General features: G+C 55.2%; 22 protein-coding genes and 1 pseudogene. 17 read left to right on the top strand and 6 right to left on the bottom strand.

Annotated elements, in window-relative coordinates:
- Positions 1 to 52 precede the first annotated feature (52 nt).
- Positions 53 to 841 (bottom strand): molybdenum-dependent transcriptional regulator, encoded by a 789-nt coding sequence (gene modE, locus ABVN44_RS23475; protein ID WP_001147416.1) that lies wholly within the window; start codon positions 839 to 841, stop codon positions 53 to 55.
- Between the two features lie 128 nt (positions 842 to 969).
- Between modE and ABVN44_RS23470 the strand changes: the two genes are divergently transcribed.
- From ABVN44_RS23470 to modC, 4 genes are all read left to right on the top strand, one after another.
- Entirely contained in the window at positions 970 to 1,119 is a 150-nt protein-coding gene (locus ABVN44_RS23470; protein WP_000891513.1) for an AcrZ family multidrug efflux pump-associated protein, read from the top strand.
- Positions 1,120 to 1,285: 166 nt separating this feature from the next.
- Entirely contained in the window at positions 1,286 to 2,059 is a 774-nt protein-coding gene (modA, locus tag ABVN44_RS23465) for a molybdate ABC transporter substrate-binding protein (RefSeq protein WP_000951416.1), read from the top strand.
- Positions 2,059 to 2,748 carry a molybdate ABC transporter permease subunit gene (gene modB / locus ABVN44_RS23460; RefSeq protein WP_000604026.1) on the top strand — a complete coding sequence of 230 codons (690 nt, stop codon included), beginning with the start codon at positions 2,059 to 2,061 and terminating at the stop codon, positions 2,746 to 2,748. The genes modA and modB overlap by 1 nt, the downstream gene beginning before the upstream one ends.
- A 2-nt stretch (positions 2,749 to 2,750) precedes the next feature.
- Positions 2,751 to 3,809, top strand: coding sequence for a molybdenum ABC transporter ATP-binding protein ModC (modC, locus tag ABVN44_RS23455; RefSeq protein WP_000891710.1), 1,059 nt, complete (start codon positions 2,751 to 2,753; stop codon positions 3,807 to 3,809).
- On the opposite strand, the gene ABVN44_RS23450 is transcribed toward modC, so the two are convergent.
- The gene (locus ABVN44_RS23450) at positions 3,810 to 4,628 is read right to left on the bottom strand and encodes a pyridoxal phosphatase (protein WP_001748281.1); all 819 of its coding nucleotides are present in this window, start codon (positions 4,626 to 4,628) and stop codon (positions 3,810 to 3,812) included.
- A 163-nt stretch (positions 4,629 to 4,791) separates the two neighbouring features.
- Here ABVN44_RS23450 and pgl point away from each other — a divergent pair, with 163 nt between their 5' ends.
- Positions 4,792 to 5,787, top strand: a complete 996-nt coding sequence (pgl, locus tag ABVN44_RS23445) for a 6-phosphogluconolactonase (RefSeq protein ID WP_000815468.1) — start codon at positions 4,792 to 4,794, stop codon at positions 5,785 to 5,787.
- A 143-nt stretch (positions 5,788 to 5,930) separates the two neighbouring features.
- Here the strand turns inward: pgl and ABVN44_RS23440 are convergent, their stop codons facing one another.
- Positions 5,931 to 7,214, bottom strand: a complete 1,284-nt coding sequence (locus ABVN44_RS23440; RefSeq protein ID WP_001094776.1) for a putative acyl-CoA thioester hydrolase — start codon at positions 7,212 to 7,214, stop codon at positions 5,931 to 5,933.
- Positions 7,215 to 7,451: 237 nt separating this feature from the next.
- Here ABVN44_RS23440 and hutI point away from each other — a divergent pair, with 237 nt between their 5' ends.
- From hutI to hutH, 5 genes are all read left to right on the top strand, one after another.
- Positions 7,452 to 8,675 (top strand): imidazolonepropionase, encoded by a 1,224-nt coding sequence (gene hutI, locus ABVN44_RS23435; RefSeq protein ID WP_023231415.1) that lies wholly within the window; start codon positions 7,452 to 7,454, stop codon positions 8,673 to 8,675.
- Positions 8,672 to 9,613 carry a formimidoylglutamase gene (gene hutG / locus ABVN44_RS23430; protein ID WP_023231414.1) on the top strand — a complete coding sequence of 314 codons (942 nt, stop codon included), beginning with the start codon at positions 8,672 to 8,674 and terminating at the stop codon, positions 9,611 to 9,613. The genes hutI and hutG overlap by 4 nt, the downstream gene beginning before the upstream one ends.
- 44 nt (positions 9,614 to 9,657) lie before the next feature.
- Positions 9,658 to 10,383 (top strand): histidine utilization repressor, encoded by a 726-nt coding sequence (locus tag ABVN44_RS23425; RefSeq protein ID WP_000287413.1) that lies wholly within the window; start codon positions 9,658 to 9,660, stop codon positions 10,381 to 10,383.
- Between the two features lie 196 nt (positions 10,384 to 10,579).
- On the top strand, positions 10,580 to 12,265 hold the full coding sequence (gene hutU, locus ABVN44_RS23420) for a urocanate hydratase (RefSeq protein ID WP_023231413.1): 1,686 nt from the start codon (positions 10,580 to 10,582) through the stop codon (positions 12,263 to 12,265).
- A gap of 1 nt (position 12,266) precedes the next feature.
- The gene (hutH, locus tag ABVN44_RS23415; protein ID WP_023231412.1) at positions 12,267 to 13,787 is read left to right on the top strand and encodes a histidine ammonia-lyase; all 1,521 of its coding nucleotides are present in this window, start codon (positions 12,267 to 12,269) and stop codon (positions 13,785 to 13,787) included.
- A gap of 84 nt (positions 13,788 to 13,871) precedes the next feature.
- Here hutH and ABVN44_RS23410 read toward each other — a convergent pair whose 3' ends face one another.
- Both ABVN44_RS23410 and bioA read right to left on the bottom strand, forming a co-directional pair.
- Positions 13,872 to 14,348, bottom strand: coding sequence for a kinase inhibitor (locus tag ABVN44_RS23410; RefSeq protein ID WP_023231411.1), 477 nt, complete (start codon positions 14,346 to 14,348; stop codon positions 13,872 to 13,874).
- Positions 14,349 to 14,405: 57 nt separating this feature from the next.
- Complete coding sequence (bioA, locus tag ABVN44_RS23405; RefSeq protein WP_000205502.1) at positions 14,406 to 15,695, bottom strand: adenosylmethionine--8-amino-7-oxononanoate transaminase; 1,290 nt, start codon at positions 15,693 to 15,695, stop codon at positions 14,406 to 14,408.
- An 86-nt stretch (positions 15,696 to 15,781) separates the two neighbouring features.
- Here bioA and bioB point away from each other — a divergent pair, with 86 nt between their 5' ends.
- The 7 genes and pseudogenes from bioB to slrP all read left to right on the top strand — a co-directional run bounded on the left by bioB (position 15,782) and on the right by slrP (position 24,852).
- Positions 15,782 to 16,822, top strand: a complete 1,041-nt coding sequence (gene bioB, locus ABVN44_RS23400) for a biotin synthase BioB (RefSeq protein WP_000090727.1) — start codon at positions 15,782 to 15,784, stop codon at positions 16,820 to 16,822.
- On the top strand, positions 16,819 to 17,976 hold the full coding sequence (bioF, locus tag ABVN44_RS23395; RefSeq protein WP_023231410.1) for an 8-amino-7-oxononanoate synthase: 1,158 nt from the start codon (positions 16,819 to 16,821) through the stop codon (positions 17,974 to 17,976). The genes bioB and bioF overlap by 4 nt, the downstream gene beginning before the upstream one ends.
- On the top strand, positions 17,960 to 18,715 hold the full coding sequence (gene bioC / locus ABVN44_RS23390; RefSeq protein WP_000079911.1) for a malonyl-ACP O-methyltransferase BioC: 756 nt from the start codon (positions 17,960 to 17,962) through the stop codon (positions 18,713 to 18,715). Before bioF ends, bioC begins: the two co-directional genes overlap by 17 nt.
- A complete protein-coding gene (gene bioD, locus ABVN44_RS23385) occupies positions 18,708 to 19,394 on the top strand; it encodes a dethiobiotin synthase (RefSeq protein ID WP_000167227.1) in 687 nt (228 codons plus the stop codon). Before bioC ends, bioD begins: the two co-directional genes overlap by 8 nt.
- Positions 19,395 to 20,044: 650 nt before the next feature.
- Positions 20,045 to 22,066 (top strand): excinuclease ABC subunit UvrB, encoded by a 2,022-nt coding sequence (gene uvrB / locus ABVN44_RS23380; protein ID WP_000042502.1) that lies wholly within the window; start codon positions 20,045 to 20,047, stop codon positions 22,064 to 22,066.
- Between the two features lie 306 nt (positions 22,067 to 22,372).
- Positions 22,373 to 22,547, top strand: a pseudogene (locus ABVN44_RS23375) (hypothetical protein).
- Positions 22,548 to 22,554: 7 nt separating this feature from the next.
- Complete coding sequence (slrP, locus tag ABVN44_RS23370; protein WP_023231409.1) at positions 22,555 to 24,852, top strand: SPI-1 type III secretion system effector E3 ubiquitin transferase SlrP; 2,298 nt, start codon at positions 22,555 to 22,557, stop codon at positions 24,850 to 24,852.
- Between the two features lie 91 nt (positions 24,853 to 24,943).
- Here the strand turns inward: slrP and yvcK are convergent, their stop codons facing one another.
- Positions 24,944 to 25,852 (bottom strand): uridine diphosphate-N-acetylglucosamine-binding protein YvcK, encoded by a 909-nt coding sequence (gene yvcK, locus ABVN44_RS23365; RefSeq protein ID WP_001246031.1) that lies wholly within the window; start codon positions 25,850 to 25,852, stop codon positions 24,944 to 24,946.
- Positions 25,853 to 25,992 lie beyond the last annotated feature (140 nt).

The following is a 25,992-nucleotide window of genomic DNA, read 5'->3' as shown; positions in this document are numbered from 1 at the left end:
TTGCAGCGATGAATGACAGGGATACGTCTTTCGGCAACGGATGTCAATGTGCTTAGCACAACGTTGCAATAATCACTCTGTCCGCATTAAACCAGGCAATCACGTCATCGCCTTCCTTTAACGTGGCGGCATCCGCAGTCGGTATCGTGGCGCACAGCGTCTGGCCGTCCGGTAGCGCCATCAACACTTCACACTGTTCCGCGCCGCGCTCGATATGGCTGATCGTTCCCGACAACTGATTGTCAGCGGCGCGCGCAACGGCTGCATCCCGGGTAATGCCAACCCACGGCGCTTTTAGCAGGATCAGCACTTCTTTACCTTCCTCCAGGCCGAGACGCTCGCCGCTTTGCGCCGTCAGCGCGACTTTGAGCCGCGTTTTGCCGTCGGCCAGCAGCACATCGACATGCTGTTGCACCTGATCGCGATCGCGGGCGGTAATGGTGCCGAACCACTGATTTCGGGCGCTGGTTTGCAGTGAAAAGCGGGAGATAGCGGCCAGCAGACTGTCAAGCGGCAGGGCGTCATCGTCGCTTAACACATCGAACGCTTTTTGCTGAATTTGGCCCAGCAAATCGTAAAGCTGGATCAGACGCTGGCCATAGCGGGTTAATACCGCGCCGCCGCCGCCTTTGCCGCCCGTTGCGCGTTCAACCAGCATATGTTCGCTAAGCTGGTTCATGTCGTTTATCGCATCCCAGGCGCTCTTATAGCTGATTCCCGCGTCTTTCGCGCCCTGACTAATCGAGCCGGAAAGCGCAATGTGTTTCAGCAGAGAGATACGTCGGGGATCGGCAAAAAGCTTTTGCTGAAGTTTCAGGGTAAGAAGGATTTCGGCCTGCATAACCAGCTCCTGGTAAAAAGACTATTGTGACTGAAAAGCGCGTCAGCGCAAAGCCGACCGCACAAAAGGGGAGTGCTTTTCTGTGTGATGCGGTTAAAATACAAAAAGGACTATATCTGGAGTTGCCCATGTTAGAGTTATTAAAAAGTCTGGTATTCGCCGTCATCATGGTACCGGTAGTGATGGCCATCATCCTCGGTCTGATTTACGGTCTGGGTGAGGTGTTCAACATTTTTTCCGGTATCGGTCAGAAAGACCAGTCCAGACAGAACCGCTGATTTCCCCAAACGCCCGCTCAGTCGGGCGTTTTTGTTACTCAAGATCCTGCTTTTCCTGCCGATATTTTCTGTGTTTAATCGTTAATGGGTATGAATAACCGCTGGGAAACCCCTGAGATTATCGTTATATTATCGTTTACATAACGAAACGCACAAGGAGTTACAGATGGCGCATTCCTGGTTACGCCTGGTCGCAGGGGCGACATTATCTTTCGTCATCGCTGGTCATGCGCTGGCGGATGAAGGCAAGATCACCGTATTTGCCGCCGCGTCGCTAACGAACGCGATGCAAGACATTGCGGCAGAATATAAAAAAGAGAAAAATGTGGATGTGGTCTCCTCATTCGCCTCCTCTTCAACGCTGGCGCGCCAGATAGAAGCGGGCGCGCCGGCGGACCTGTTCATCTCTGCTGATCAGAAATGGATGGATTATGCAGCCGATAAAAAAGCGGTGGATACCACGACGCGCGAAACATTGCTTGGCAATAGCCTGGTGGTGGTAGCGCCGAAAGCCAGCGAGCAGAAACCGTTTACCATCGACAACAAAACGGACTGGATTCGTCTGTTGAACGGCGGGCGTCTGGCAGTGGGCGATCCGCAACACGTACCGGCGGGAATTTATGCCAAAGAAGCGCTGCAAAAGCTGGGCGCATGGCAAACGCTTGAACCGAAACTGGCGCCGGGCGAGGATGTGCGCGGCGCGTTGGCGCTGGTCGAACGTAACGAAGCGCCTTTGGGCATTGTATACGGTTCTGATGCGGTTGCCAGCAAGGGGGTCAACGTGGTGGCGACGTTCCCGGAAGATTCACATAAAAAAGTGGAATACCCCATCGCTATCGTAGAGGGGCATAAAAATGCGACCGTCAGCGCGTTCTATGATTACCTGAAAGGACCGCAGGCCTCGGCAATCTTTAAACGTTATGGATTTACGACGAAGTAATGATACTGACCGATCCAGAATGGCAGGCTGTCCTTCTTAGCCTGAAAGTGTCTTCCCTGGCCGTGCTGTTTAGCCTGCCGTTTGGGATCTTTTTTGCCTGGTTACTGGTACGATGCCGGTTTCCGGGCAAAGCCTTACTTGATAGCGTCCTGCATCTGCCGCTGGTGCTGCCGCCGGTGGTGGTCGGCTATCTGCTGCTGGTGTCGATGGGGCGACGCGGGTTTATTGGCCAGTGGCTGTATGACTGGTTCGGTCTCACGTTTGCCTTTAGCTGGCGCGGCGCCGTGCTGGCGGCGGCGGTGATGTCCTTCCCGCTGATGGTGCGGGCCATTCGGTTGGCGCTGGAGGGGGTGGATATCAAGCTTGAACAGGCCGCCAGAACGCTGGGCGCCGGGCGCTGGCGCGTTTTTCTGACTATCACCTTACCGCTTACCCTGCCGGGTATTATTGTCGGTACGGTGCTGGCGTTTGCCCGTTCGCTTGGCGAATTTGGCGCGACCATTACCTTTGTTTCCAATATTCCGGGCGAAACCCGCACCATACCTTCCGCCATGTATACCTTGATCCAGACGCCTGGCGGGGAGAGCGCGGCGGCGAGGCTGTGCGTGATTTCGATTGTATTAGCGCTGATTTCGCTATTAATTTCTGAATGGCTGGCGCGGATTAGCCGTGAACGGACGGGGCGCTAACCATGCTGGAGCTTAATTTTTCCCAGACGCTGGGAACGCACTGTTTAACCCTCAACGAAACGCTGCCAGCCAGTGGGATCACGGCTATCTTTGGCGTCTCCGGCGCGGGAAAAACCTCGCTGATTAATGCCATCAGCGGTTTGACTCGCCCGCAAAAAGGACGCATCGCGCTGAATGGCCGGGTGTTGCATGACGCGGAAAACGGTATCTGTTTAACGCCGGAAAAGCGCCGCATCGGTTATGTTTTCCAGGATGCGCGCCTGTTCCCCCATTACAAAGTACGCGGCAATTTGCGCTACGGCATGGCGAAAAGCATGACCGGTCAGTTTGATAAGCTGGTGTCGCTGCTGGGAATTGAAGCGTTGCTTGATCGCCTGCCGGGGAGCTTGTCCGGCGGAGAAAAACAGCGCGTAGCGATAGGCCGGGCATTGCTCACCGCCCCGGAGTTGCTGCTGTTGGACGAACCGTTGGCCTCGCTGGATATCCCGCGTAAACGCGAATTACTGCCGTACCTGCAACGGCTGGCGCGGGAAATCAATATTCCCATGCTGTATGTCAGCCATTCTCTCGATGAAATTCTCCACCTGGCGGATAAAGTCATGGTGCTGGAGGATGGACAGGTTAAAGCGTTTGGCCCGCTGGAAGAAGTCTGGGGAAGCAGCGTTATGCACCCGTGGCTGCCGAAAGAGCAACAGAGCAGTATTCTGAAAGTCAGCGTGCTGGAGCATCACCCGCATTATGCCATGACCGCCCTGGCGCTTGGCGACCAGCACCTGTGGGTAAATAAACTCAATCAGCCGCTGCAATCCACACTGCGTATTCGTATACAGGCGTCGGATGTCTCGCTGGTACTACAGCCGCCGCAGCAGACCAGTATCCGCAACGTATTGCGGGCAAAAGTGGCGAATTGCTATGACGATAACGGACAGGTGGAAGTCCAGCTTGAGATAGGCGGCAGAACGCTGTGGGCGCGAATAAGCCCGTGGGCCAGGGATGAGCTGAATATCAAGCCTGGCCTGTGGCTTTACGCGCAGGTGAAAAGCGTTTCTATCACCGCCTGACTATAGCAGGTGGGTGTAAATAAATTTGGCGATGCTATCGGTAGTGTTATCGCCGATCACGACGTCAGCGCGCGCTTTCACCGCCTCATCGGCGTTGCCCATCGCAACGCCGGTGCCTGCCGCCTCCAGCATACTGATGTCGTTGTAGTTATCGCCGAAAGCGATCACATTTTTCATTGACCCTCCCTGCGCTTCTATCCACTGGGTAAGGCGCTTGCCTTTACTGTTGCCTTTGCGCGCGATATCCACCTGATCGTGCCATGACCATTCGCACTCCAGGCCAAGCGCCTGTTCAACATGCTGACCGAACCGCTGTAGCCTGGGAATATCTTCATCGGTAAGCGCAAACTTCCACACGGCATTCACGTCGCGCGCCGCCTGCGCCAACGAAGAGACCTGTGTAAAGGTCGGACGTTGCTCCGGCGGCAAGGTCTGCGCCCACCGGGAGGTACGCACGACGTGACCGGTTGGGTGTTCGTAAAGCATAGCGTCATCAACATACATCAGGCCGTGAATCTGATGCTCATCCAGTAAATCAATCAACTGCAACGCCTTATCCACGGGCATAGGATCGGCATCCAGGACAGTTTTAGCTTGATAATCATACAAATAGGTGCCGTTGCAGCAAATAGCAGGTGTTTCCAGCGCCAGCGCCTGATAAAAAGGATGAATAGCAACGTGATGGCGACCAGTGACAATGATAAGTTGAAAGCCCGCCTCTTTGGCGCGTGATAGCGCGTCAAGCGAGGAGGGGAGTAAGGTTTTATGCGGGGTTAATAATGTTCCGTCTAAATCGAGGGCAATCACGCGTGCAGTCATAATTTTTTCCAGATTAAGAGTAATAATTCCGTCTGTCGGCATGGTACACCGGGACGGTAAGCAGACAAAATTCTGCGTCTGAATTCAGCATTCGCCGTCAAAAGCGACTACGTTAAGCTGTGTCCTGTTATTGCAGCTACATGCCATATGCAAAGGAGTATTCATGAAACAAACAGTCTATACCGCCAGCCCTGAGAGTCAGCAAATTCACGTCTGGAGCCTGAACCACGAAGGGACGCTGACGCTGGTGCAGGTCGTGGATGTGCCCGGTCAGGTTCAGCCGATGGTGGTCAGTCCGGATAAACGCTACCTCTATGTCGGCGTGCGCCCGGAGTTTCGTGTCCTGGCGTATCGTATTGCGCCGGATGATGGCGCGCTGACGTTTGCCGCCGAATCCGCCCTGCCGGGTAGCCCGACCCATATTTCTACCGATCATCATGGTCGTTTTGTCTTTGTCGGATCGTATAACGCCGGTAATGTCAGCGTGACGCGCTTACAGGATGGTCTGCCGGTTGAGCTGGTGGATGTGGTGGAAGGGCTGGACGGCTGCCACTCGGCAAATATTACGCCTGATAACCGTACCCTGTGGGTGCCTGCGCTAAAACAGGATCGCATTTGTCTGTTTACGCTAAGCGATGACGGCCATCTGGTGGCCCAGGAGCCGGCGGAAGTAAATACAGTCGAAGGGGCAGGCCCGCGTCATATGGTCTTCCACCCGAATCGACAATATGCGTATTGCGTCAATGAACTGAACAGTTCGGTGGATGTCTGGCAGCTTAAAAATCCGCATGGCGAGATAGAGTGCGTACAAACCCTGGATATGATGCCCGCCGATTTTTCCGATACCCGCTGGGCGGCGGATATTCATATTACGCCGGATGGACGGCATCTGTATGCCTGTGACCGCACCGCCAGTCTGATTACCGTCTTTAGTGTCTCCGAAGATGGCAGCGTACTGAGCGTTGAAGGCTTCCAGCCGACGGAAGCCCAACCGCGCGGCTTTAATATCGACAATAGCGGAAAATACCTGATTGCAGCGGGTCAAAAATCACATCATATCGCGGTCTATGAAATTACGGGCACTCAGGGGTTGCTGACGGAAAAAGGCCGTTATGCCGTCGGGCAGGGGCCGATGTGGGTTGTGGTGAACGCGTACTAAAGCGCTGTGTGCCGGAGGGCGGCGGGCTGGAGCTCATCAAGGCGGGATGCCTGATTAATTTCAATAAACATCGCTTGCAGTAAAACCACGGGCCGCCACATCTGCTGCGGCGGCCCGTTTATAAACCTGAACCGGAACGGCGATTACTGCTTAGGTTCCGCCACTACTTTACTGCCTACACCGCGGTTGTTGTATTCCCACATGCGGTTGTAGTTAGTGTCGTTCAGATTACGCTGCACCTCGTCTTTGTCATCCACGGTTCCCGTATTTCCAGCAAACGGACGTTTCGAGATGACCGCGTCGGCCCACGGTTTGGCAACGTTGAAGCCCTCGTTAATCACGCTGTCGCGGATCACGACCTGACCGTTGGTGTTGGCGTCGACATCCAGCGAGCGGCCAAGCTGCGCAACGCCATCGCCGGAGGCGTTAAAGCGGCTGTTGATCGCCAAAAAGCCATAGTAAATATTGGACAGCGTCGCCGGGGCGAAGACGTAGGCTTCCTGCTGTGTGCGGGAGTTGACGACCTGGAAGTTGGTGTTATCGAACACCACGGCGCCGCGTCCGGACACCATATCCACATCGCCTTCAATATAGCTGTTCGTCACCAGCGTACGCGGCTGGCGATCGGTTTGCAGACGGTTCTGCACGCCGCTGTTGGTCACAAAGAAGGTATTCTGGCGGCCAAGGATATTGACCTTGTTAATCTGGACTTTGTCGCCATCGGTACGCAGCGCCACCGCCGGATGGTTTCCGGCATCGACGCTGTCGCCCAGCGTGTTCTCGATGGTCAGATTTTGTAGCTGCAGACCGTTATTCTGCGACCAGAACGCGGCAGAACACATTACACCGATCGTCGCGGCGTGTTTGCTTTGGCAGTTATCGAACATATACCAGGCGGGTTTACCAGGCATATATTTCCCGCCGGGATTCACCGCGCGGCGCCAGTCAGCGACGCTCATTTCACCATCAATCGCCATCCCAATTTTCACATCGATCGGTTTTTCACCGGTCCCGTACAGGGTCAGACTTCCCGGCGCGGCGGGAACATACACGGTCCCCTGATAGTCGCCCGGCATAATAGCAATGTACTGGCGTTTGTTCGTGCGTTTAACCATTGCCGCATCGACCGCGGCCTGAATCGAGGTGTGCGTAACGCCTGGCGTACCTGCCGGCCCCACCACAAAGTCAGGCTGTGCGGGCAGGGTAATCGGCGACGGCGACCACGGGGCGGTATTCGGCGTCAGGGAGGCAAAATAGCGCGCCGCAACGAAGTTTTTCGCTTCATTTGCCGACAGAATTGGGCGCGAGGCGGTGCCAGGCGCGGTTTGATCGGAAGGGATCTGATCGGGTGGCGTAGAGCTACAGGCGCTCAGCGTCACGCCAAAAGCCAGTGCCAGCGCCAGACGGGAAACCGATAATGTATTCACAGGTTGCTCCGGGCTTGAAAAAGTTAAATGACATCCATTGAAGCCTGCTTTTTTATACTAAGTTGAACGAAACGGGAAGGCGAAAAGGTAAAAAGTTCCTTTTCAGGCTGGAAACACCTGTCGCATCAGATAGTTTTATCACAATTAAGCAACAACTTTCGCGCTTTGAGTTGACAATCCGGAGCAGAAAGAAAATAAATGTCTATACAACTCATGACAGGCAAGAGAGCGACAGGAATGCGGCAACTTTTACCGGACGATACTGTCTGGCGAAACATCAGGCTGGCGACAATGGACCCGCAGCGGCAAGCCCCGTACGGGCTGGTGGATAACCAGGCGCTGATTGTACGCGAAGGGCATATTTGCGATATCGTGCCAGAGACGCAGCTTCCTGTCAGTGGGGACAATATCCATGATATGCAGGGACGACTGGTAACCCCGGGACTTATCGATTGCCACACGCATCTGGTGTTTGCCGGTAACCGCGCCGCAGAGTGGGAGCAGCGGCTTAACGGCGCGTCATACCAGCATATTAGCGCTCAGGGCGGCGGCATTAACGCGACGGTATCAGCAACCCGCGCCTGTGCGGAGGAGCCGCTCTACCTGCTGGCGCGCGAACGCATGATGCGCCTTGCCAGCGAAGGCGTTACGCTGCTGGAGATTAAATCCGGCTATGGTCTGGAGCTGGCGACAGAAGAAAAGCTGTTGCGCGTTGCTGCAAAACTTGCCGCCGAAAACGCTATCGACATTAGCCCCACGCTATTGGCCGCTCATGCTACACCAGCGGAGTATCGTGACGACCCGGACGGCTACATCACTCTGGTCTGCGAGACGATGATTCCGCAGCTCTGGCAAAAAGGGTTATTTGATGCGGTAGACCTCTTTTGCGAGAGCGTCGGCTTTAATGTGGCGCAGAGTGAGCGCGTGTTGCAGACGGCGAAGGCGTTAGGTATTCCCGTTAAAGGCCATGTTGAGCAGCTTTCGCTGTTGGGCGGCGCGCAGCTGGTGAGTCGTTATCAGGGTTTATCGGCGGATCATATCGAATATCTTGATGAAACGGGCGTCGCGGCGATGCGTGACGGCGGTACTGTCGGCGTATTATTGCCCGGCGCGTTTTATTTTCTGCGCGAGACGCAGCGCCCGCCGGTAGAACTGCTGCGCCGCTATCAGGTGCCTGTCGCCGTCGCCAGCGATTTCAATCCCGGCACCAGCCCGTTTTGCAGTTTGCATCTGGCGATGAATATGGCCTGCGTACAGTTTGGTCTGACGCCGGAAGAGGCATGGGCGGGCGTTACGCGCCATGCCGCACGCGCGTTGGGAAGACAGGCGACGCACGGGCAGATCAGGGCCGGCTACCGGGCGGATTTTGTGGTGTGGGATGCTGAACAGCCGGTAGAGATAGTGTATGAGCCGGGGCGTAACCCTTTATATCAGCGGGTATACAGAGGAAAAATCTCATGACGCAATGGTATCCGGCTTCTCCGGCGCTTTGGCAGGGGCGCGATGACAGTATAGAAGCGCCGGATGCGCGGCGTCTGTTTCAGACCGTCACGCGCAGCGAGACCTTTTTCCCCGAAAACTGGCAGCAAAAGATCGCGTTAATGGGATTTGCCTGCGACGAGGGGGTAAAACGCAATGCAGGCCGTCCCGGCGCGGCAGGCGCCCCGGACGCGTTGCGTAAAGCGCTGGCGAATATGGCCAGCCATCAGGGACATGAACGGCTGGTGGATTTAGGCAATTGGGTTGCGCCGACGCCCGATCTGGAAGGCGCGCAGCAGGCCTTGCGCGATGCGGTAAGCCGCTGTCTGCGGGCCGGGATGCGCACGCTGGTACTGGGCGGCGGGCATGAAACCGCGTTTGGACACGGCGCGGGGGTGCTGGACGCGTTTGCGCAGGAAAGCGTAGGGATCATTAATCTTGATGCGCATCTGGATCTCCGTCAGACCGACCGGGCAACATCCGGGACGCCGTTTCGTCAACTGGCGCAGCTATGCGACGCGCAGAGCCGCGCGTTTCATTATGCCTGTTTCGGCGTGAGCCGTGCGGCGAATACGCAGGCGTTGTGGCGGGAAGCGCAGTGGCGGAATGTTACCGTGGTGGAGGATCTGGACTGCCATGACGCGCTGGCGCAGATGGCGCAGTTTATCGACAAGGTGGATAAAATTTATCTGACTATCGATCTCGACGTATTGCCTGTCTGGGAAATGCCGGCCGTCTCCGCTCCCGCAGCGCTGGGCGTGCCGCTGATACAGGTTCTGCGTTTAATTGAGCCGGTTTGCCGCAGCGGAAAATTACAGGCGGCGGATCTGGTTGAATTTAATCCACGCTTTGATGAAGATGGCGCAGCGGCGCGCGTGGCGGCGCGGCTTGGCTGGCAAATCGCGCACTGGTGGCGTTAATCTGTCATCCGGAAAACACTCTCCGCATAAGGAAGGCTTCACGCATGTATTCATCCCGCTCCCGTTCTGCGCCTGCGCCTTTTTACGAAACGGTGAAACAGGACATCTGTAAAAAAATAGCCGGCGGCGTCTGGCAGCCGCACGATCGCATTCCGTCGGAAGCAGAACTGGTCGCCCAGTATGGCTTTAGCCGAATGACCATCAACCGGGCGCTGCGTGAGCTGACGGATGAAGGGTGGCTGGTGCGTTTACAGGGCGTGGGGACGTTTGTCGCCGAACCGAAAGGCCAGTCCGCGCTGTTTGAAGTCCGCAGTATCGCCGAGGAGATTGCCGCCCGCCGTCATCAGCATCGTTGTGAGGTGCTCACGCTGGAGCGTGTGCGGGCAAACGCCATCCAGGCCAGCGCTCTCAACGTCAATGAGAGCGATGTCATTTTCCATTCCATCATGGTGCATTATGAAAACGATCTGCCGGTACAAATTGAAGATCGCTGCGTGAATGCGGATATTGCCGTGGATTATCTGACGCAGGATTACCGTCAGACCACGCCGCACGCTTATTTGTCGCGGATCGCGCCGCTAACGGAAGGGGAACATATTGTGGAGGCGGTGCGCGCCACGGCGCAAGAGTGTGCGTGGTTAACTATCAAAGAGCATGAGCCTTGTCTGCTCATTCGTCGTACGACCTGGTCCGCGTCGCGGATTGTTTCTCACGCCCGTTTACTTTTCCCCGGGTCGCGCTACCGGCTACAGGGACGATTTATCTCCTGAGCGGGCCGCTGCCGGAAAACGTGATTGCTGACACAATATAACAAAATTGTATCATTTTTGTTAATTCTATTCTTGTGCTTACTTGTATAGACAAGTATATGTCTGATTCTTATCTGTGGGTCTGCGGCGGTGCCTGATAGTGGCGTTTTAGCGTTATTTGGCGATGGCAGACCGATAATAATGAGGAGTCATTGCTATGCCTGAAAGCAAGTATCGTCAGCAGACTATCCGCGCGCCCCGAGGCACGGTATTAACGGCGAAAAGCTGGCTGACAGAAGCCCCGCTGCGGATGTTAATGAATAATCTCGATCCTGACGTGGCGGAAAATCCGCATGAGCTGGTGGTCTACGGCGGGATTGGTCGCGCCGCGCGCAACTGGGAATGCTATGACGCTATTGTTGATGCGCTCACCCGGCTGGAGGCGGACGAAACGTTGCTTATTCAGTCTGGCAAACCGGTCGGCGTATTTAAAACGCACGACAACGCGCCGCGGGTATTAATCGCCAACTCCAACCTGGTTCCCCACTGGGCGACATGGGAACACTTTAACGAACTGGATGCGAAAGGGCTGGCGATGTACGGTCAAATGACGGCCGGAAGCTGGATCTATATCGGCAGCCAGGGAATCGTGCAGGGAACATACGAAACCTTTGTCGAGGCGGGGCGTCAGCACTATAACGGCACGCTGGCGGGACGCTGGGTGCTGACTGCCGGGCTGGGCGGCATGGGCGGCGCGCAACCGCTAGCCGCGACGCTGGCCGGAGCGTGTTCGCTGACGATTGAATGCCAGCAAAGCCGTATCGATTTTCGTCTGCGTACTCGCTACGTGGATGAGCAGGCCGCCACGCTGGATGACGCGCTGGCCCGCATTACGCGCTACACCCGCGAGGGGAAAGCCGTGTCCGTCGCCCTGTGCGCGAACGCGGCGGATATCCTGCCGGAACTGGTTAATCGCGGCGTGCGCCCGGACCTGGTGACCGATCAGACCAGCGCCCACGATCCGCTACATGGCTATTTACCCTCCGGCTGGCGCTGGGAGGAGTATCAGAAAAACGCGCAATCCGATCCCCACGGGACGATGCAGGCAGCGAAACGTTCCATGGCGGCGCATGTTCGGGCGATGCTGGCGTTCAGTAAAATGGGCGTGCCGACCTTTGACTATGGCAACAATATTCGTCAGATGGCGAAAGAGATGGGGGTGGAAAACGCCTTTGATTTTCCGGGATTTGTGCCAACCTATATTCGTCCGCTGTTCTGTCGTGGCATCGGGCCGTTTCGCTGGGTGGCGCTGTCCGGCGATCCGCAGGATATCTATAAAACCGATGCCAAAGTCAAAGAGATAGTGGCTGAGGATAAACATCTGCATCACTGGCTGGATATGGCGCGCGAGCGCATTCATTTTCAGGGGTTACCGGCGCGTATCTGCTGGGTAGGCCTGGAGTGGCGGCAAAAACTGGGGCTGGCGTTCAACGAAATGGTGCGTTGCGGCGAGGTATCCGCGCCCATTGTGATTGGCCGCGATCACCTGGATTCCGGTTCTGTCGCCAGCCCTAACCGTGAAACCGAAGCGATGCGCGACGGTTCCGACGCGGTTTCCGACTGGCCGCTGTTAAATGCGTTGCTGAATACCGCCAGCGGGGCGACATGGGTATCGCTCCATCATGGCGGCGGGGTGGGAATGGGGTTTTCGCAACACGCCGGTATGGTGATTGTCTGTGATGGCACTGACGAGGCCGCCGCGCGTATTCGCCGCGTGTTACACAACGATCCGGCGACGGGCGTCATGCGCCATGCCGATGCCGGATATGATCTCGCGGTGGAATGCGCTGTTGAGCAAGGTCTGAATTTACCGATGGTTGCGGCGACGCAGGGGAAAGGCTGATATGAACACCATGACACTCACTCCGGGGCAGTTAAGCCTCTCTCAACTGTACGATGTCTGGCGTCATCCGGTACAGCTTCGGCTGGACGCCAGCGCCATTGACGGCATTAACGCCAGCGTCGCGTGCGTCAATGATATCGTTGCCGAAGGGCGTACCGCCTACGGCATCAACACCGGTTTCGGCCTGCTGGCGCAGACGCGCATCGCTGATGAAGACTTGCAAAATCTACAGCGATCGTTGGTGTTGTCTCACGCCGCGGGCGTAGGCGACCCACTGGATGACGCGATGGTGCGTCTGATTATGGTATTGAAAATCAATAGCCTGGCGCGCGGGTTTTCCGGGATTCGGTTGAGCGTGATAGAGGCGCTCATCGCTCTGGTGAATGCCGGCGTGTATCCGCTGATTCCGGCAAAAGGCTCGGTTGGCGCGTCGGGCGACTTAGCGCCGCTGGCGCATCTGTCGCTGACGCTGCTTGGCGAAGGAAAAGCGCGCTGGCAGGGCGAATGGCTTCCGGCGCAGACGGCGCTAAAAAAGGCCGGACTGGAGCCTGTCGCGCTGGCGGCCAAAGAGGGGCTGGCGCTGCTTAACGGCACCCAGGCGTCAACGGCCTTCGCGCTGCGCGGTTTGTTTGAGGCACAGGAGTTATTTGCCTCCGCCGTCGTCTGCGGCGCGCTGACCACCGAAGCCGTACTGGGATCGCGCCGTCCTTTTGATGCGCGCATTCATGCCGCGCGCGGACAACAGGGGCAAATTGACGCCGCGCGGTTGTTCCGGCATCTGTTGACCGATACCAGTGCTATTGCTGAATCACATCACCACTGTCATAAAGTTCAGGACCCGTATTCCCTTCGCTGCCAGCCGCAGGTAATGGGCGCTTGTCTGACCCAGTTACGTCAGACGAAAGAGGTACTGCTGGCTGAGGCCAACGCGGTGTCCGATAATCCGCTGGTCTTTGCCGAGGCGGGGGAGGTGATCTCCGGCGGTAACTTCCATGCTGAACCGGTTGCCATGGCGGCGGATAATCTGGCGCTGGCGATAGCGGAAATCGGCGCGCTATCGGAGCGGCGCATCGCGCTGATGATGGATAAACATATGTCGCAGTTACCGCCGTTCCTGGTAAAAAATGGCGGCGTTAATTCCGGTTTTATGATTGCCCAGGTCACCGCCGCGGCGCTCGCCAGCGAGAATAAAGCGCTGGCGCACCCGCACAGCGTGGATAGCCTGCCGACCTCGGCGAATCAGGAAGATCATGTCTCAATGGCCCCGGCGGCAGGACGGCGACTCTGGGAAATGGCGGCGAATACCCGCGGCATCATTGCCGTGGAGTGGCTGGCTGCCTGTCAGGGGATAGATTTACGGGAAGGGTTAACCTCCAGCCCGTTACTGGAACAGGCGCGGCAGACACTGCGCGAGCGGGTGGCGCACTATACGCAGGATCGTTTTTTCGCGCCCGATATTGAGTGTGCGACGGCGCTGCTGGCGCAAGGCGCGTTACAGCGTCTGGTGCCGGACTTTATGTGAATGCTGCCGGATGGCGCGGCGCGTATTCGGCTTACCCAACCCGTTGGCAGGGTAAGACGTTTACGCCGCCATCCGGCACAGCGTTTAACTAAACATCGCCGTAATCGAGGCGCTGGCGAGCGAGTGGAAGTGAACATTAAATCCAACCATCGCGCCGCTGGCGTCCTCATCGACATCAATACGCTCTACATCCAGCGCGTGAACCGTAAAGATATAGCGGTGCGTTTCCCCTTTAGGCGGCGCCGCGCCGCCGTAGCCCGCTTTACCGAAATCGGTACGCGTCTGAATGACGCCGTCTGGTACGGCCACCAGGCCTGAGCCGAACCCCTGGGTCAGTACGCGCGTATCCGCCGGGAGGTTCACCACCACCCAGTGCCACCAGCCGGAGCCGGTCGGCGCGTCGGGATCGTAACAGGTCACGACAAAACTTTTGGTGCCCATCGGCACGTCGTCCCAGGCCAGATGCGGCGAAATATTATCGCCATCATAGCCCATACCGTTAAAAACGTGGCGATGAGGAAGTTTATCTCCATCGCGCAAATCGTTGCTGATAAGTTTCATGCGCTCTCCTTTTGACTCACCAGAAGTGTAGCCAGAAGCAGCATCGCTTACCGCTGATTAATGGCTAAAAAATGTTTCATTGTGTACCGCGTCATTGACCGCCTGGGTCAAACGGCGCAGTTGATCCGGACGAATAATGTAGGGCGGCATCAGGTAGATTAGCTTGCCGAACGGCCTGATCCAGACGCCTTGCCCGACGAAGAAGCGTTGAAGCGCCGCCATATTGACCGGATGCGTGGTTTCAACCACCCCAATCGCGCCCAACACCCGCACATCCGCCACCCAGGGCGAACGTTGCGCGGGGGCTAACTCAGCGCGTAACTGAGACTCGATAGACGCCACCTGCTGACGCCATTCGCCGCTTTCCAGCAGCGTCAGGCTGGCGCAGGCGACGGCGCAGGCCAGCGGATTCCCCATAAACGTCGGGCCATGCATAAAACATCCCGCCTCGCCGTTGCTAATAGTCTCTGCAACCTGGCGTGTCGTGAGCGTTGCCGAGAGGGTCATGGTGCCGCCGGTTAAGGCTTTGCCGAGACACAGAATATCCGGCGCGATCCCGGCGTGCTCGCAGGCGAACAGTTTGCCGGTACGGCCAAACCCGGTGGCTATTTCATCGGCAATCAGCAGAATGCCTTCGCGATCGCACATGTTACGAATACGCCTGAGCCATTGTGGATGATATATGCGCATCCCGCCCGCGCCCTGAACGATAGGTTCCAGAATCACGGCGGCTATTTCATGGCGATGCGCGGCCATCAGGCGGGCAAATGGCGCGATGTCGCTTTCATCCCATTCGCCATCCATCCGGCTTTGTGGCGCCGGCGCGAACAGATTTTCCGGCAGATAGCCTTTCCACAAGCTGTGCATGGAGTTATCCGGATCGCACACCGACATCGCGCCGAACGTGTCGCCATGATAACCGTGGCGAAACGTCAGAAAACGCTGACGCGATTCGCCCCGCGCCTGCCAGTATTGCAGCGCCATCTTCATGGCCACTTCTACCGACACCGAACCAGAGTCGGCCAGAAAGACACACTCCAGCGGCTCAGGCGTTATCGCGACCAGCTTACGGCACAGATTCACCGCAGGTTGATGGGTTATGCCGCCGAACATGACATGCGACATGGCGTCAATTTGCGCTTTCATCGCCGCGTTCAATTGCGGGTGGTTATAACCATGAATGGCCGCCCACCACGAGGACATCCCCTCAATCAGGCGTTCGCCCGAGGCGAGAACCAGCTCGCAGCCTTCGGCCCGCTCAACGGGATATACCGGCAGCGGCGAGGTCATGGAAGTGTAAGGATGCCAAATATGGCGTTTATCGAAGGCCAGATCGTCCGTTGTCATAATCGACTTGTAAACCAAATTAAAAAGATTTAGGTTTACGAGTCTACACCATATCAAAAACAAACAACATATTTTGGAGAAGCCCGATGGCTCGCCACCCACGCTGGACACTGTCGCAAGTAACCGAATTATTTGAAAAACCACTGCTGGAATTGCTGTTTGAAGCGCAGCAAATTCATCGCCAGCATTTCGATCCGCAGCAGGTACAGGTTAGTACGCTGCTGTCGATCAAAACCGGCGCCTGCCCGGAGGATTGTAAATACTGCCCGCAGAGCTCGCGCTATAAAACCGGGCTGGAAGCCGAGCGTTTAATGGAGGTAGAGCAGGTACTGGACTCCGCCCGTAAAGCGAAAAACGCCGGTTCGACCCGCTTCTGTATGGGAGCGGCCTGGAAGAATCCGCATGAACGCGATATGCCTTATCTGGAGCAGATTGTACAGGGCGTCAAAGCGATGGGGCTGGAAACCTGTATGACGCTCGGCATGTTGAACGAGAGCCAGGCGCAGCGTCTGGCTAACGCCGGGCTGGATTACTACAACCACAACCTCGATACCTCGCCGGAGTTTTACGGCAATATCATCACTACCCGTACCTATCAGGAGCGCCTCGACACGCTGGAAAAAGTCCGTGAAGCAGGGATTAAAGTGTGCTCCGGCGGCATTGTGGGTCTGGGCGAAACGGTTACCGATCGCGCCGGACTGTTGTTGCAGTTGGCGAACCTGCCGACGCCGCCGGAAAGCGTGCCAATCAACATGCTGGTGAAGGTGAAAGGCACGCCGCTTGCGGATAACGATGACGTGGATGCGTTTGATTTTATTCGTACTATCGCCGTGGCGCGCATCATGATGCCGACCTCATACGTGCGTCTTTCCGCAGGACGTGAACAGATGAACGAGCAGACCCAGGCGATGTGCTTTATGGCCGGGGCGAACTCGATTTTCTATGGCTGCAAATTGTTAACTACGCCAAATCCGGCAGAGGACAAGGATCTGCAGTTATTCCGTAAGCTGGGGCTGAATCCGCAGCAGACCAGGGTGCTGGCGGGCGATAACGAGCAGCAGCAACGTCTGGAGCAGACGCTGATGACGCCTGACACCGATGATTATTACAACGCGGCAGCCTTATGAGTTGGCAACAACGCGTCGACGATGCGCTGACGGCGCGTCGGGCGACGGATACGTTGCGCCGCCGCTATGTGGTATCGCAGGGTGCCGGACGCTGGCTGGTAGCGAACGGGCGACAGTATCTTAACTTCTCCAGCAATGATTACCTCGGCTTAAGTCAACACCCGCAGATTATTCGCGCCTGGCAACAGGCAGCGACGCGTTTTGGCGTCGGCAGCGGCGGGTCGGGTCATATCAGCGGTTATTCCGTGGCGCACCAGGTGTTAGAGGAGGAACTGGCGCAATGGTTAGGATATCCACGCGCGCTGCTGTTTATCTCTGGCTTTGCGGCGAATCAGGCGGTCATTACCGCCTTAATGAAAAAAAATGACCGGATTGTGGCCGACAGGTTGAGTCATGCTTCCCTGCTGGAGGCCGCCAATCTGAGTCCGGCGCAGCTTCGCCGCTTTATCCATAACGATACGCAGCATCTGTCGCGTTTACTGCAATCGCCCTGCGTGGGTCAGCAACTGGTGGTGACAGAAGGTGTATACAGCATGGACGGCGACAGCGCGCCGCTGGCGGAAATCCAGCACATTGCCCGCAGGCATCATGCCTGGCTGTTGGTTGATGATGCGCACGGCATCGGCGTGACTGGCGATGAGGGGAGGGGCACCTGCTGGCAACGGGGGGTGAAGCCTGAGTTGCTGGTGGTGACTTTCGGTAAGGGGTTTGGCGTCAGCGGCGCAGCGGTGCTCTGCTCGGAAAGCGTCGCGGATTATCTGCTGCAATTCGCCCGTCATCTGGTTTACAGCACCAGTATGCCGCCCGCCCAGGCGCAGGCGTTAAGCGCCTCGCTGGCGGTGATCCGTAGCGATGAAGGTGGTGAACGGCGCGAAAAACTCGCCGCTCTGGTTCAGCGCTTTCGGGCCGGCGTTAACGCGTCCCGATTTACGCTACTGAATGCCCATAGCGCCATCCAGCCGTTAATCGTGGGCGATAACAGCCGTGCATTGCGCCTGGCGGAGGCGCTGCGTCAACAAGGATGCTGGGCGACGGCGATTCGTCCGCCGACGGTGCCTGTCGGTACGGCGCGCCTGCGCTTAACGTTAACGCAGGCGCATGAAGCGTGCGATATCGACCGTCTGCTGGAGGTGCTGCATGGCGCAGGTGAATAAGCAGGCTATTGCGGCGGCGTTTGGCCGGGCCGCATCGCAATATGAACAGCACGCCTCTTTGCAGCAACACAGCGCGGATGCGCTGCTGACGCTGCTGACAGGCCGCCAGTTTGCCAGTGTGTTGGACGCAGGCTGCGGCCCCGGACGTATGAGTCGTTACTGGCGAGAGCGGGGGAGCGAGGTGACCGCCCTGGATCTTTCGCTGCCGATGCTGCAACAGGCTCGCGATCGTCAGGCGGCGCATCACTATTTGCTGGCGGATATCGAAGCGATTCCCCATGACGCCGAAGTTTTTGACCTGGCCTGGAGCAACCTGGCGGTCCAGTGGTGTGGCGATTTACGTGATGCGTTGAGCGAGTTGTATCGGGTTGTACGGCCCGGCGGCGTGGTGGCGTTTACCACCTTGTGCCAGGGGTCGTTGCCGGAGCTGCGTCAGGCATGGCAGGCCGTCGATAATCGCGCTCACGCGAATAGCTTTTTGCCGGAAGAGGCCATTGACCACGCGCTGCGCGGCTGGCGGGCGTCTCGTCATACTCAGGCGATGACATTGTGGTTTGAGGATGCCCTGAGCGCGATGCGCTCGCTTAAAGGCATTGGCGCCACCCATCTTCATGAAGGGCGGGAGTCAGATGTATTAACCCGCGCCCGGCTTAGACAGATTCAGTTGGCATGGCCGCAGCGGCAGGGGAAATATCCGCTGACGTACCATCTTTTTATGGGAGTGATTGAACGTGACTAAACGCTATTTTGTGACCGGTACTGATACTGAAGTCGGTAAAACGGTTGCCAGTTGCGCCTTATTGCAGGCCGCAACGCAGTTAGGTTATCAAACCGTAGGCTATAAGCCCGTCGCTTCCGGCAGCGAAATGACAACCGACGGGCTACGCAATAGCGATGCCCTGGCCTTGCAGCGTAACAGCAGCCTGCCGCAACCTTATTCCGCTATCAATCCTTATACTTTTGCCGAGCCTACCTCTCCCCACATCGTTAGCGCCGACGAAGGCCGGGCGATAGACGCGGCGGTATTATCACGCGGATTGCGAACGCTGGAGTCGCAGGCAGACTGGGTGTTGACAGAAGGGGCGGGCGGCTGGTTTACACCGCTCTCTGCCACGCTGACGTTTGCCGACTGGGTACAGACGGAGCAGCTGCCGGTGATTCTGGTTGTTGGCGTCAAGCTGGGCTGTATTAATCACGCCATGCTGACGGCGCTGGCGGTAGAACAGGCCGGATTACCACTTGTCGGATGGATAGCCAACGACATACAGCCGCCGGGCGCGCGTCATGGTGAATATCTCGCGACGCTTCGCCGCGTCATACCGGCCCCGCTGTTAGGGGAAATCCCGTGGCTGGGTGTTTCTCCATCGCAGGCGGCGACAGGACAGTATCTGGACCTTAGCCCCCTGGAACGCGCCTGACCGCGCTTAAAAACCGCCTTCTTGCAGGATCTGACGATCCTGCTGCTCTTTCGCCAGACCCTCCTGACGTCGCCATGCTGAAAATGTGCAAAATGTGAGCGTCTACGCCTCAATTTTTCCCTTCTCGTTAGCCAATAATCTGCCAAAAATAGCGATAATTTTTTTTTATCGCCCGGCGAAAACGTCAAGGGCTGATTTTGCCAGGCGGCAGGGGATACGGGCTGGAAGCAGTTATCCACTATTCCTGTGGATAACCTTGTGTATTAGAGTTAGAAAACACAACGTAAGCGAGAGGCGACGCGGCCTGCGACTAAATTGGCGCGAAAGACGGCTTGAGAAAATATCCCTTTTCAGACAGCAAGTTATATAAAATCAATGGTTGTAAAGGAAGGAGGATACGTTGACATAAAACTTTCATCATCCGACTTGACAAATGTTAAAAAAGACTCTGGTCTGGGGATAACCAGCACACTGCTGGAATTTTACCCCGCGACTGTCTATGTTTTACCTCTAAATAGCGTGGGGTATCTACCGATAGCCATTATACACTGGAGTGTTACTGTTTTTTCATCCAGTATTTTTTATTGGCAATATTCACCGTCGAGAGTAAAATTACACCCCTGCCCGCTCACTCCTTCAGGTAGCCGCTCATGAGTAAACCGTTCAAACTGAATTCCGCTTTTAAACCTTCTGGCGACCAGCCGGACGCTATACGTCGTCTGGAAGAGGGGCTGGAGGACGGGCTGGCGCATCAGACGTTATTGGGCGTGACCGGCTCCGGGAAGACATTCACCATCGCCAACGTCATTGCGGACTTGCAGCGGCCAACGATGGTGCTTGCGCCCAATAAAACCCTGGCGGCGCAGCTCTACGGCGAAATGAAAGAGTTTTTCCCGGAAAACGCGGTCGAGTATTTCGTCTCCTACTATGACTACTATCAGCCGGAAGCGTATGTGCCAAGTTCGGATACGTTTATCGAAAAAGACGCTTCGGTAAACGAACATATTGAGCAAATGCGGTTGTCGGCAACGAAAGCGTTGCTTGAGCGACGCGATGTCGTGGTGGTGGCTTCCGTGTCCGCGATTTACGGTCTGGGCGATCCGGATCTCTACCTGAAAATGATGCTGCATCTGACGGTGGGAATGCTGATTGACCAGCGCGCGATTTTGCGTCGGCTGGCGGAATTGCAATACACCCGTAACGATCAAGCTTTTCAGCGTGGTACCTTTCGCGTGCGCGGCGAAGTGATCGACATCTTCCCGGCTGAATCTGACGACATCGCGCTACGCGTTGAGCTGTTTGATGAAGAAGTGGAACGCCTGTCGCTGTTCGACCCGTTAACCGGGCAGGTAGAGTCAACGGTGCCACGTTATACTATCTATCCCAAAACGCACTACGTGACGCCGCGCGAGCGTATTCTGCAGGCGATGGAAGAGATAAAAGATGAGCTGGCGGACAGGCGTAAGGTCTTGCTGGCAAATAATAAGCTGCTTGAAGAGCAGCGATTAAGCCAGCGCACGCAGTTCGATTTAGAGATGATGAACGAGCTGGGCTACTGCTCAGGCATTGAAAACTATTCCCGCTTTCTGTCGGGCCGCGGGCCGGGCGAACCGCCGCCAACCTTGTTCGATTATCTGCCCGCCGACGGACTGCTGGTGGTGGATGAGTCTCATGTCACCATCCCGCAGATAGGCGGCATGTACCGCGGCGACCGGGCGCGCAAAGAGACGCTGGTCGAGTATGGCTTCCGTCTGCCTTCGGCGCTGGATAACCGTCCGCTGAAGTTTGAGGAGTTTGAAGCCTTAGCGCCGCAAACTATCTATGTTTCCGCCACGCCCGGCAACTATGAGCTGGAAAAATCTGGTGATGAGGTGGTGGATCAGGTCGTGCGACCGACCGGGCTGCTGGACCCGATTATTGAAGTGCGTCCGGTGGCGACCCAGGTGGACGATCTGCTGTCCGAAATTCGTCAGCGTGCGGCCATTAATGAGCGTGTCCTTGTCACTACGCTCACCAAACGGATGGCGGAAGATTTGACCGAATATCTGGAAGAGCACGGCGAGCGCGTGCGTTACCTGCACTCAGATATTGATACCGTGGAGCGCATGGAAATCATCCGCGATTTGCGTCTGGGCGAGTTTGACGTTCTGGTGGGGATTAACCTGCTGCGCGAAGGGCTGGATATGCCGGAAGTCTCGCTGGTGGCGATTCTGGACGCCGATAAAGAGGGCTTCCTGCGCTCCGAGCGCTCCCTGATTCAGACCATAGGGCGCGCGGCGCGTAACGTTAACGGTAAAGCGATTCTGTATGGCGATAAAATCACGCCGTCGATGGCGAAGGCGATTGGCGAAACCGAGCGACGTCGCGAGAAGCAGCAGAAGTACAACGAAGAGCACGGTATCACTCCGCAGGGGCTGAACAAAAAAGTGGTCGACATCCTGGCGCTGGGGCAGAACATTGCGAAAACCAAAGCGAAGGGGAAAGGCAAGGGCCGTTCTACGGCAAAAGCCGGAATTGTCGAACTGGATATGACGCCGAAAGCGTTGCAGCAGAAAATTCATGAACTGGAAGGGCAAATGATGCAGCACGCGCAAAATCTGGAGTTTGAAGAAGCCGCGCAAATTCGCGACCAGTTGCACCAGTTACGCGAGTTGTTTATCGCGGCGTCCTGACAATGTGTCGATCGCCAGCGAGTCATCGTTACCATGGCTCGCTTTTGAGAATTTCAGTGCAATAGTAAGGGCTAAGTCAGTCAGGAATGAAAAACAGTGACAGGCTTGACTAACGAGATTGTCGAAAAAGTCAAAACATCAATGAGTTAGCTAGTTTAATCACAACTGAAGAAAATTAGCGTTGAGGCTGAACCCAACGCTAATTTTCCCTCTCTCCTCGGCTATGAAAAAAACGCCCCGTATTATCGGTATAGCTATCCTTATGATCGTCATTTTAATCTTATGTGAGTTCGTTGAAATCGTGTCATGGCAACAGATAACATCATCCTACGTAAAAAAAGAGGTGATGGAAGCGTGAGCATTTATAAGTCAAGTGCAGCAAATACTGAATGATTTGTCCGAAATAATGACGACTATGACCTCTTATTTAAAGTTGAGAATATCCTTATCTGTTACTTTAGGTTACGTTCAGATCAGGTAGGGAAAATATGTTTAATATTACTAATATACAACCTACGGCAAGGCATCAAAGTATTAGCAATGAGGCATCAACAGAGGTGCCTTTAAAAGAAGAGATATGGAATAAAATAAGTGCCTTTTTCTCTTCAGAACATCAGGTTGAAGCACAAAGCTGCATCGCTTATCTTTGTCATCCACCTGAAACCGCCTCGCCAGAAGAGATCAAAAGCAAGTTTGAATGTTTAAGGACGTTAGCTTTCCCGGCGTATGCGGATAATATTCAGTGTAGTAGAGGGGGGACAGACCAATACTGTATTTTGAATGAAAATAGTCAGGAAATTCTGTCTATAATTTTTAATACAGAGGGCTATACCGTTGAGGGAGGGGGAAAGTCAGTCACCTATACCCGTGTGACAGAAAGCGAGCAGGCGAGTAGCGCTTCCGGCTCCAAAGATGCTGTGAATTATGAGTTAATCTGGTCTGAGTGGGTAAAAGCGGCGCCAGCGGAAGAGGCAGCAAATCGTGAAGAAGCCGTGCAACGGATGCGTGACTGCCTGAAAAATAATAAGACGGAACTTCGTCTGAAAATATTAGGACTTACCACTATACCTGCCTATATTCCTGAGCAGATAACTACTCTGATACTCGATAACAATGAACTGAAAAGTTTGCCGGAAAATTTACAGGGAAATATAAAGACCCTGTATGCCAACAGTAATCAGCTAACCAGTATCCCTGCCACGTTACCGGATACCATACAGGAAATGGAGCTGAGCATTAACCGTATTACTGAATTGCCGGAACGTTTGCCTTCAGCGCTTCAATCGCTGGATCTTTTCCATAATAAAATTAGTTTCTTACCTGAAAATCTACCTGAGGAACTTCGGTACCTGAGCGTTTATGATAACCGCATAAGGACATTGCCAGAACATCTTCCGTCAGGGATTACCCATTTGAATGTGCAGAGTAATTCGTTAACCGCGCTGCCTGAAACATTGCCGCCGGGCCTGAAGAATCTGAAGGCCGGCGAAAATGCCTTAACCAGTCTGCCCGCATCGTTACCACCAGAATTACAGGACCTGGATGTAAGTAAAAATCAGATTACTGTTCTGCCTGAAACACTACCTCCCACGATAACAACGCTGGATGTTTCCCGTAACGCATTGAGTAATCTACCGGAAAACCTCCCGGCGGCATTACAAATAATGCAGGCCTCTCGCAATAACCTGGTCCGTCTCCCGGAGTCGTTACCCCATTTTCGTGGTGAAGGACCTCAACCTACAAGAATAATCGTAGAATATAATCCTTTTTCAGAACGAACAATACAGAATATGCAGCGGCTAATGTCCTCTGTAGATTATCAGGGACCCCGGGTATTGTTTGCCATGGGCGACTTTTCAATTGTTCGGGTAACTCGACCACTGCATCAAGCTGTCCAGGGGTGGCTAACCAATCTCGAGGAGGAAGACGTCAACCAATGGCGGGCGTTTGAGACGGAAGTAAACGCGGCAGCCTTCAGCATGTTTCTGGATCGTCTTAGCGATACGCAGAACACCCGACACCCGGATTTTAAGGAACAAGTCTCCGCCTGGCTAATGCGCCTGGCTGAAGATAGCGTACTAAGAGAAACCGCATTTATTATAGCGATGGGTGCAACGATAAGCTGTGAAGATCGGGTCACACTGGCATACCACCAAATGCAGGAAGCGACGTTGGTTCATGATGCTGAAAGAGGCGCCTTTGATAGCCACTTAGCGGAACTGATTATGGCGGGGCGTGAAATCTTTCGGCTGGAGCAAATAGAATCGCTCGCCAGAGAAAAGGTAAAACGGCTGTTTTTTATTGACGAAGTCGAAGTATTTCTGGGGTTTCAGAATCAGTTACGAGAGTCGCTGTCGCTGACAACAATGACCCGGGATATGCGATTTTATAACGTTTCGGGTATCACTGAGTCTGACCTGGACGAGGCGGAAATAAGGATAAAAATTGCTGAAAATAGGGATTTTCACAAATGGTTTGCGCTGTGGGGGCCGTGGCATAAAGTGCTGGAGCGCATAGCGCCAGAAGAGTGGCGTGAAAGGATGGCTAAAAGGGATGAGTGTATTGAAACGGATGAGTATCAGAGCCGGGTCAATGCTGAACTGGAAGATTTAAGAATAGCAGACGACTCTGACGCAGAGCGTACTACTGAGGTACAGATGGATGCAGAGCGTGCTATTGGGATAAAAATAATGGAAGAGATCAATCAGACCCTCTTTACTGAGATCATGGAGAATATATTGCTGAAAAAAGAGTTGAGCTCGCTCATGAGCGCCTACTGGCGATAGCTGAACGTAGTTTATCAGAAGGGGGAGAGAGCCTGTTTACCCTTCGGTGTAAACAGGCTTCTGATAAGCGCAGCGTCGTCGGTAAATGGGCTTAACCCAACGCCTGTAGCGCTTTTTCCAGCGCATTGTGTAGTAACTGACGATCGTGGCGATAGGGGATATCGCTGGCCTCCAGCACTTCCTGAATCACCAGCCGATCGTTCACCGCACTGACGTCAACTTGCGGTCCAACCACCACCGCGTCAATGACTTTTTTGCCAATATATTGCTCCATCATTGCCAGCTTATCGACCAGCGTTAAACTGGCGGCGGGCAGACTCAGTTCGCGACCCAGATTGCCGATATACACCATTGGCGCCGGGGTGCGCCGCAGCGCCTGCGCCAGTTCATCCAGCAGCAGGCAAGGCATCAGGCTGGTATAAAAACTGCCAGGGCCAATCAGAATCAGATCCGCGTCATTAATGGCCTGTACCGCTTCCCGCGTCGCCGGAACGTTTGGCGTTAACATGATCTCCTGCGGAGGAGTCGCTAACTGATCGATATTCACCTCGCCATAAATCTCATGCCCCTGATCGTCAATCGCCATCAGATCTACCGGTAGCTCCGACATCGGGATCAGTTGCGCGTCCACTTTAAGTAGATTACGAATTAAATTAATCGCTTCCAGAGGCCGCACGCTCAGGTGATCTAACGCCTTTAACATCAAATTTCCGAGGTTATGACCAGAAAGTTCGCCATTACCGCCAAAACGGTACTCAAACATAGCGGATGCGACGCTGGGTTCGGTAATTAACTGATTCAGGCAGTTGCGCATATCGCCCCAGGCGATCCCGCCTTCCGAGCGGCGAATACGGCCAGTTGACCCCCCGTTATCTGTGGTAGTCACAATGCCGGTCAGGCGCGAACCTAATGAAGAAAGCGAGGAGAGGACGCGTCCTAATCCATGCCCTCCGCCGAGGGCAACGACACGATCAAGGTCAGCCAGCGTACGATTGCGCATAAAAATTCCTGAAGTCAAATAAGCAGCGCTACAGTAGCGCAAGTCGCGGGTTTTCAGCAATTAGCCGACCGGCTAAAAGACAATTAATTATTCCCGACTACCCCTTTATAGCGAGGGCGTTACCACGGCTAAATGATATA

Source organism: Salmonella sp. SJTUF15570 (assembly GCF_043357055.1).
GTDB classification, from domain to species: domain Bacteria; phylum Pseudomonadota; class Gammaproteobacteria; order Enterobacterales; family Enterobacteriaceae; genus Salmonella; species Salmonella enterica.
The sequence above is the reverse complement of the archived record's forward strand: the minus strand, read 5'-3'. Positions and strand labels throughout refer to the sequence as shown.